This window comes from Curtobacterium sp. APC 4022 (genome assembly GCF_030407555.1).
In the GTDB taxonomy this organism is placed as follows: Bacteria; Actinomycetota; Actinomycetes; order Actinomycetales; family Microbacteriaceae; genus Curtobacterium.
This window is the reverse complement of sequence record NZ_JASDDD010000044.1, coordinates 21,755-29,659: the sequence shown is the minus strand read 5'-3', so window position 1 is coordinate 29,659 and position 7,905 is coordinate 21,755. Positions and strand designations below refer to the sequence as shown.

Below are 7,905 nucleotides of genomic sequence, written 5' to 3'. Positions count from 1 at the left end.
CCGGCTCGTCGCCCTGCTGGTGCTCGTCGGCACCGTCGTCGTGAGCCTGCTGACGGGGGTGTCCGCGGCGAGCGCCCACGGCTTCAGCTCCGTCGTCTACGCGGACGTCAGCGGGAAGGGGACGGGCGTGGTGCAGGCCCGGCTGGGGCTGGAGTACGACCTGATGCTGGTGTCGGTGGGGACGAGCGAGCACGACGACCGGCTCTACCGGCAGGGCCAGGCGGCCTGGGACGACGGCGACTACCCGGGCATGGTGCGGGCTGCGGAAGCGCACCACGACTCCATCAGCAAGTACCTGTTCGACCGGTTCTCGGTGACCTCGGGCGGGAAGGAGTGCACCGGCACCCTGCAGGACTCCCTGCGGGTCGACGTGCAGGACGAGGTCCCCTACGCCGAGGTCGTCGCGGACTTCGCGTGCCCGGCGCCGGGGCGGACCGACCCCGGTCACGTGGTGGAGTCGCGGCTCTTCCCGGACAGCGAGACGTTCGTCAAGGACACGAAGACGATCGTCACCTACGACGTCGACGCCAAGCAGGGCACCGCGACCCTCGACGCCTCGCAGCCGACGTTCTCGACCGAGCAGTCGGCGGGGCAGCGGTTCTGGGAGTTCCTCACCCTGGGGGCGGAGCACCTGCTGACGGGGATCGACCACATCCTGTTCCTCATCGCGTTGATCGCCGGCTCCCGACGGCTGCGCGAGGTCGTGTACACGGCGTCGGCGTTCACGATCGCGCACTCGATCACGTTCATCCTGGCGGCGCTCGGGGTGGTCAGTCCGCCGTCGATCGTCGTCGAGCCGCTGATCGCCCTGTCCATCGCCGCGGTGGCTGGCTGGTACCTCTGGCGGCTGGCGACCCGGCGGTCGCGGGCGGACGAGCTGGTGCTGACCGACCAGGGGCGCTTCGCGCTGGACCGGTCGGGGTGGTCGCGTCTGGCGGTGGTGTTCGCGTTCGGGCTGATCCACGGACTCGGGTTCGCCGGGGCCCTCGGCATCCACGAGGCGTTCTCGTGGCAGCTGCTCGTGTCGCTGCTCATCTTCAACGTCGGCATCGAGGCCGTGCAGCTGGCGATCATCGTGATCGTGTTCCCGCCGCTGTCCCTGCTCCGCCGGAAGGCCCACCGGGCGTCGCTGTGGGTGACCGGCGTCGTCACGGCCGGGGTGTTCGTGATGGGGATGATCTGGTTCGTCCAGCGTCTGGTCGAGGGCTGACGGGCGCGTTCCTGTCCGCTGAGCGGCGGCTCCGGTAGCGCCTGATGGCTCCAACCCGTATGGACACACAGCGTTTACTCACGATCTACCAGGGCAATGCAGAGTCTGTCTGCTGCACCTCCCCTCTCACTGAGAACGGAACCACATGAGTCTCCTGTCCGGCGCCCCCTCCCGGCGCAGAACCACCACCCTCCGCCTCGGCGGGGCCGTCATCGGCGCCGCCCTCATCGCCGGCGCCTGCCTGGTCGGCACCGGCTCCGCGAACGCGGCGACCGCCACCCCGACGACGAACATCTCGGCCGGTGGCCCGATCCACATCCTGCTCGGCGTCGGCGCGACCGAGAGCCAGCGCATCGCCTCGTGGTACTTCCCCGCCAACGTCGACCAGTCGGTCGAGATCCAGAAGACCGACTCGATGACCGGCGGCGTCTTCACCGACGCGAAGAAGACCATCGCCGCGACGAAGAGCACCAACACCGCTGCCGACTCCAGCACCGTCGACAGCAGCACCAAGGCGATCCCGGGCATCACGAACGAGGCCGGCTACGTCAACGCGCACGCCGTCATCGACGGCCTCGAGCCGAACACCACGTACACGTACCACGTGGGTGCCGCGGACGGCTCGGCCTGGTCGACGGCGTACACCTTCACCACGAAGAGCTTCAGCGGCGACTTCGACTTCCTGTTCTTCGGTGACCCGCAGATCGGGTCGTCAGGCTTCGTCGACGACGACGGTGCCGGCTGGGCCGACACCCTGAAGTACGCCACCACGAAGGAGAAGGACGCCGAACTCCTGGTCTCCGGTGGCGACCAGGTCGAGAACGCCAACAACGAGTACCAGTGGGGTGCGTTCGCCGACAGCAGCGACGTCCTGAAGCGTTACCCGTGGGCCTCCACCATCGGCAACCACGACGTCGGCGGCAAGTCGTACGAGCAGCACAACCAGCTGCCGAACTCGCTCAAGGTGCCGGACTTCTACCCGGGTGGCAACACCACCACGAACTCGGGTGGCGACTACTGGTACATGTACAAGGGCGTCCTGTTCATCGACATCAACTCGAACGCCTACTCGGGTGGTTCGGACGCAGCGCACGTCAACTACGTGCGTGACGTGATCACCCGCCACGGCGACGACGCGAAGTGGACCGCGCTGGTCTACCACCACTCGATCTACTCGCCGGCCGACCACGCGAACGACAAGGACAACCAGCAGCGCCGGTTCGACTTCACCCGCGCCTTCTCGGACATGGGGGTCGACCTGGTCCTGCAGGGTCACGACCACTCGTACTCGCGCAGCTACGCGATCAAGAACGGCAAGAAGGCCAACCCGGCCGAGCAGCCGGGCGCTGACGAGGTCTTCGCCGGCCCCGGTGGCGTCATCTACCTGACCGCCAACTCCGCGTCGGGCTCGAAGTACTACGACCTGACCACGCCGGACGCGACGCAGGGCGGCTACGGAGCCGACCCGCTCGACCCGACCGGTCAGCGCCACTTCGCGAACTCGGTGGAGAACCAGGAGCACGTCCGCACCTACGTCAAGGTCGGTGTCTCGAACGACAACCTCGCCGTCACCACCGTCCGCGCCGGTGACTGCACCACGCTGAACTCGGCCGTCCAGCACGGCAAGGTCGACAGCTGCGGTGTCACCCTGAAGCCGACGGCCTCGGCCGACCCGGCGCCGATCGGCTCGACGGTCGACCAGTTCACCCTCGACGCCGCGCTGCCGGCGACCACCACCACGCTGACCGCCTCGGCGGCCAAGCAGGTCTACAACACCGCCAAGCCCGTCACGATCACCGCCACCATCGGCGGCGGCGTCGGCGACAAGAGCGGCACGGTCACCTTCTCGGAGGCCGGCAAGCAGATCGGCACCGCTCCGGTGGCGAAGAGCACGGCGACGTTCACCCTGCCGAAGGGCCTGAAGGTCGGCAAGCACAGCATCACGGCGACGTTCACGAGCGACTCGGCCTACTCCGGCACGAACTCGAAGACCACCCGTGCGCTCGTGGTCACGGTCGACAAGGCATCGTCCACGTCTACCATCACCTACTCCGCCCCGAAGGCCGTCGTGCGGGTCACCTCACGCGGCATCGTGGTGAACGGTGAGGCGAAGATCTACGACGGCAAGAAGCACATCAAGACGATCAAGATCGAGCGCAACACCGCCAACACGCGGTTCACGCTGAAGAAGGGGACGCACCAGCTGAAGGTCGTCTTCTCCGGCAACTCCATCATCGCCGGCAGCACCAGCCAGACCCTCACGGTCCGGGTGCGCTGACCCGACGGCGAACGAGTGTGGGCCCCGCGGCTTCGGCCGCGGGGCCCACATCCGTTCCGGGCTCAGGCGTTCTGCCAGACCCGCAGCCAGTCCACGGTCATCTGCTGGGGGAACTGCGTCGACGAGTCCGGGGAGCCCGGCCATCCCCCACCGACCGCCACGTTCAGGACCACGAAGAACGGCTTGTCGAACACCCACCGGTCGCCGCCCAGGTCGGCCGGCGTGACGGTCCGGTAGGTCGCACCGTCGACCGTCCAGCTGATCGACCCCGGCCGCCAGTCCACCCCGTACACGTGGAAGTCGTCGGCGAAGGCACCGCTCGGCAGGGTCGCGGTCCCGCTGATGCCCTCCGCGCCCGAGTACCCGGGGCCGTGGACGGTGCCGTGCACGGCGGCGGGCTCACGGCCGATGTTCTCCATCACGTCGATCTCGCCGCACGCCGGCCACCCGACCTGCGGCAGGTCGGCGCCGAGCATCCAGAAGGCCGGCCAGATCCCCTGCCCGCGCGGGATCCGGATGCGGGCCTCGATCCGGCCGTACCGGGCGGAGTAGGTGCCCTGCGAGGTGAGCCGCGCCGACGTGTACGACCCGTCGGCTTCGCGCCGCGCGGTGATGACGAGGTTCCCGTCGCCGTCGAGGGCCGAGTTCCGCCGCGAGTCCTTGTAGACCTCGAGCTCGCCGTTGCCCCAGCCGCCACCGCCCAGCTCGTACCGCCAGACAGCCGGGTTCGGGGCGCTGCCGGCCGGGCCGTCGAACTCGTCGGCCGCCAGGAGCGTGGGGCCGGTCGCCGCGTGTGCCGCCTCGGGACGGAGGCCCGCCACGCCGACTGCTCCGAGGGCAGCCGCGGCGCCGAGTCCGAGCGTCAGCAGGCGACGACGGTCGATCCCGACGGCCCCGTCGTCCGGGTGGTCGGTCTGCTGCTGGTCGTCGTGCTGCACGGTTCCTCCATCGGGTGCGGTCACTCCGCACGGAGGGTCCAGGCTCACCCGCGCGCGGCTCGGCCGCCAGCCCCCGTCCGGGCGCACCGCGTCGAGCGGCCAGGACCGGGTGGTCGGAGCGAGCGGCCAGGACGGGTGGCCGGAGCGAGCGGTCGGGACGGCACCTGTGACGGACGGGAGGCCCGTGACGGGTCCGCCACGGGCCTCCCGTCCGTCAGCCGCTCACCATCGCGACCGGCGGTCCGGTCAGGCGTGCCCTGCCGACGCCTCGACGGTCTCCTCGAGCACCTCGGCCGGCGCGTGCGCGGTCCGGGTGCGGACGAAGACGGCGGCGAGGACGGCGACGACGACCGCGACCACCCCGGCCACGACGAACGCGGTGTGCAGGCCGCCGAGGAAGGCGTCCCGGGCGGCAGCCGACGCCGCTGCACCGAGCCCATCCGGCACGATGCCCTGCACCAGGCCCTGCCGCGCGGCCGTGGCGAGCCCGAGGCCCGCCGTGCCGGAGAGCACCCCGGCGCTGACGACCGCGGAGAGCACCGACGTGCCGAGCGCGCCGCCGAGCTGCAGGGCCGTGGCCTGGAACCCACCGGCGACACCCGCGAGCTGGACCGGGGCACCGCCGACGACTGCCTCCGCACCGGCGGTCATCGTGAAGCCCGCGCCCAGGGCGAAGACGACGAACGGGATGGCCATGCCGATGTAGGGCGAGTCCTGGGTGGTGCCGGTGAGCAGGAACAGGGCGACGCCGACCATGAGCAGGCCGATGGTCAGGGTGCGGCGGATGCCGAGCTTGGCGACCAGGGCGGCCCCGATCGGCGACGCGATGATCGAGACGCCGCTCAGCGGCAGCTGCATGAGCCCCGCCTGCAGCCCCGTGACCCCGCGGAGGTTGAGCATGTAGAGGGAGAGGAAGAACGTCACGCCGAGCATCGCGAAGAAGTTCGCGCCGACGGCCAGACCACCGATCGACAGCGACGACGACCGGAAGAGCGACATCGGCAGCAGCGGGTCGGTGACGCGCAGTTCGACGAGGACGAACACCACGAGCAGCACGACGCCGGCGAGCAGGACGCCGAGGGTCAGCGGGCTCGTCCAGCCCCACGACTCGGACTGCACGACGGCGAGCACGATGCCGAACAGGCCGAGGGCGAGCAGCACCACGCCGGGGACGTCGAAGCGTCCGCGGTGCGGGGCGGTGGATTCGCGGAGGACCAGGCCGCCGAAGACCAGGCCGATGACGGCGATCGGGGCGTTCACGAAGAACACGGACTCCCAGCCGAGCGACGCGACGAGGACCCCGGCGACGATCGGTCCGGCGGCGATCGCGACGGAGGACGCACCACCCCAGACCCCGACGGCGACCCCGAACTTCTCCTTCGGGAAGGTCGCACGGAGCAGCGCCAGGGTCTGCGGCATGAGCAGCGCGGCGCTGAGGCCCTGCACGGCGCGGAACACGATCACGCCGGTCGCGGTGCCCACCAGGCCGATGGCGACCGAGGACAGCGCGAACGCGACGACCCCGATCAGGTACATCCGGCGTCGGCCGAAGCGGTCCCCGAGCTTGCCGCCGAGGATCAGGAAGACGGCCAGGGCCAGCAGGTACGCGTTGGTGATCCACTGCAGCTGCGTGAAGGTCGTGCCGAGGTCGGCGGCGATCGCGGGGTTCGCGATCGAGACCACGGTGGCGTCGAGGCCGACCATGAACAGGCCGAAGCACACGGCGACGAGGGTGGCGATCGGGTTGCCGCGCAGGGTGCGGCGGGATCCGGGCATGGTTGTGGCCACGGGGAGCTCCTTCGGACGACACGGATCGTGCTCCGACGGCTGGGCCGTGCGGCGAGGGGCACGAGGGGTGCGAACCGAAGGACGCGGGGGTGGCACCGACTCGAGCGGTACACGAGCCGTCCGTCGACCTCACGCGACGGGCAGCCCCCTTGGTTCTGAAACCATAACGATACCAGATGCGCGGCCGGGATCGGGGCCGAGGTGCGCACACTGCCGTCCGACTCGGTCGCCGGGTAGCGTCGACGCGGACGGCCGAGGGGGCCGTCAACACGAGGGGGAACACGATGCGCACCACCACCATGTCCGTCGCCGCGGCCGCGGTCGTCCTGGCACTGAGCCTGGCGGGCTGCTCCGGCGGGGACGAATCCGTCAGCGACGCGGGGACGCGGACGTCGGCACCCGTCACGAGCGCCCCCGCCGCGAGCGCGACGCCCACCGCGTCCGCACCGTCGGGCACCAGCGCCGCCGCGGCGCACACCGACGCCGAGCTGACGAGCGTCTTCCAGCGCATCCAGTTCAAGCCCGCCGAGTTCAGCTCGACGGACGCGATGCTCGACTCCGTCTACCCGGGGCTGACGGTGTCCGACGCCAGGTGCCTCGCCCCGTTCGGTGTCGGCTGGGAGAAGTCCGACGACGCCGGCACCGTGGTGTTCGGTACGAGCAACGACCGGTCGATGACCGCCGTGGTCGCCAGCACCGGTGACACCGCTGCGGCGACGGACCTGGTCGGGGACGCGCGTGACGCGCTGAGCCGGTGCGCTGACGGCACGGCGCTGTTCTCGATGCAGGGCACGCCGGTCGAGACCACGGTCGAGACGACGAAGCCGACCCTCACCGGTACGGATGACGCGCTCGGCTGGCGGATGCGCGGCACGGTCGGTGGGAACGCGTTCACGCTCGTCGGGCTCACCGCGCGGGTCGGCGGCGACGTCGTCGCGCTGGTCGGGTGGGACCCGGCGTCGAACACCACGAACGTGCCGCTCGCGACGCAGATGTTCGTCGACGCGCTCTAGTCGGTTCGACGCGCTGGCTCGCCGGACGGGAGGCGCGTGGCTGCCTGGCCACGGGCCTCCCGTCCCGCAGGCGGCCCGCTCCGGCGCTCAGGCCGGCGTCGCCCCGTCGAGCTGCTCGACCATCTCGATCTCGGACCGCGTCGGGTCGAGCGCGTAGGGCTCGGTCTGACCGGTGCGGACGAACCCGCGGCGCTCGTAGAAGGCCAGCGCGCGGGCGTTGTCCTCGTGCACGTGCAGCCGCAGGGTCGTCCCGTGTCCGGCCGCCCAGCGTTCCACGGCGTCCAGGAGCGCGTCGGCCACGCCCGCACCCCGACCGCGGTGCCCGGGCGCGACGTAGACACCGACCAGCAGCGGCCCGGTGGCCGCGTCGGGCACGTAGCCGTTCATCATCCCGACCCACTCGCCCGCGGCGTCGATCGCGACGAACGACGTGCTGCCCGGGTCCTGGCCGCGACGACCGCGGGAGCGCCACTCGTCCTCGTCGTACCGCTCGGCGTCCGCGCGGTGCTCGCCGTACGCGATGGGGGTGTCCTCGAGCATCGCCAGGCGGAGGGCACGGACCTGCCGCCAGTCGTCCTCGGTCGTGGTCCGGATCGTCAGCTCGTCCATCTCCCGACCCTACGGCGAAGCCGGCGCCCGGCGGTGAGGCCGACCCGCGGACGGTGACACGGTCGGCGG

At 71.0% G+C, this 7,905-nt stretch carries 6 protein-coding genes; 3 read left to right on the top strand and 3 right to left on the bottom strand.

What is annotated here, in order from left to right; translation table 11 throughout:
* On the top strand, positions 1-1,210 hold a 1,210-nt coding region (locus QL987_RS13105), incomplete at its 5' end, for a HupE/UreJ family protein (RefSeq protein WP_356841569.1).
* Between the two features lie 145 nt (positions 1,211-1,355).
* On the top strand, positions 1,356-3,488 hold the full coding sequence (locus QL987_RS13100; protein WP_290158035.1) for an Ig-like domain repeat protein: 2,133 nt from the start codon (positions 1,356-1,358) through the stop codon (positions 3,486-3,488).
* A gap of 62 nt (positions 3,489-3,550) precedes the next feature.
* Here the strand turns inward: QL987_RS13100 and QL987_RS13095 are convergent, their stop codons facing one another.
* Together QL987_RS13095 and QL987_RS13090 are read right to left on the bottom strand one after the other, a co-directional pair.
* The gene (locus tag QL987_RS13095; protein WP_290158034.1) at positions 3,551-4,426 is read right to left on the bottom strand and encodes a glycoside hydrolase family 16 protein; all 876 of its coding nucleotides are present in this window, start codon (positions 4,424-4,426) and stop codon (positions 3,551-3,553) included.
* A 246-nt stretch (positions 4,427-4,672) separates the two neighbouring features.
* Entirely contained in the window at positions 4,673-6,214 is a 1,542-nt protein-coding gene (locus tag QL987_RS13090; RefSeq protein WP_290158033.1) for an MFS transporter, read from the bottom strand.
* Positions 6,215-6,498: 284 nt separating this feature from the next.
* Here QL987_RS13090 and QL987_RS13085 point away from each other — a divergent pair, with 284 nt between their 5' ends.
* Positions 6,499-7,227: a hypothetical protein gene (locus QL987_RS13085; protein WP_290158032.1), complete on the top strand. Its 729-nt coding sequence runs from the start codon at positions 6,499-6,501 to the stop codon at positions 7,225-7,227.
* Between the two features lie 87 nt (positions 7,228-7,314).
* Here the strand turns inward: QL987_RS13085 and QL987_RS13080 are convergent, their stop codons facing one another.
* Positions 7,315-7,836 carry a GNAT family N-acetyltransferase gene (locus QL987_RS13080; RefSeq protein ID WP_290158031.1) on the bottom strand — a complete coding sequence of 174 codons (522 nt, stop codon included), beginning with the start codon at positions 7,834-7,836 and terminating at the stop codon, positions 7,315-7,317.
* Between the last annotated feature and the right edge of the window lie 69 nt (positions 7,837-7,905).

What these genes read in the sequence shown, in the direction of transcription:
- QL987_RS13100 (WP_290158035.1), top strand. Translation starts at nt 1,356, where the DNA reads ATGAGTCTCCTGTCCGGCGCCCCCTCCCGGCGCAGAACCACCACCCTC.
- QL987_RS13085 (WP_290158032.1), top strand. Translation starts at nt 6,499, where the DNA reads ATGCGCACCACCACCATGTCCGTCGCCGCGGCCGCGGTCGTCCTGGCA.
- QL987_RS13080 (WP_290158031.1), bottom strand. Translation starts at nt 7,836, where the DNA reads ATGGACGAGCTGACGATCCGGACCACGACCGAGGACGACTGGCGGCAG.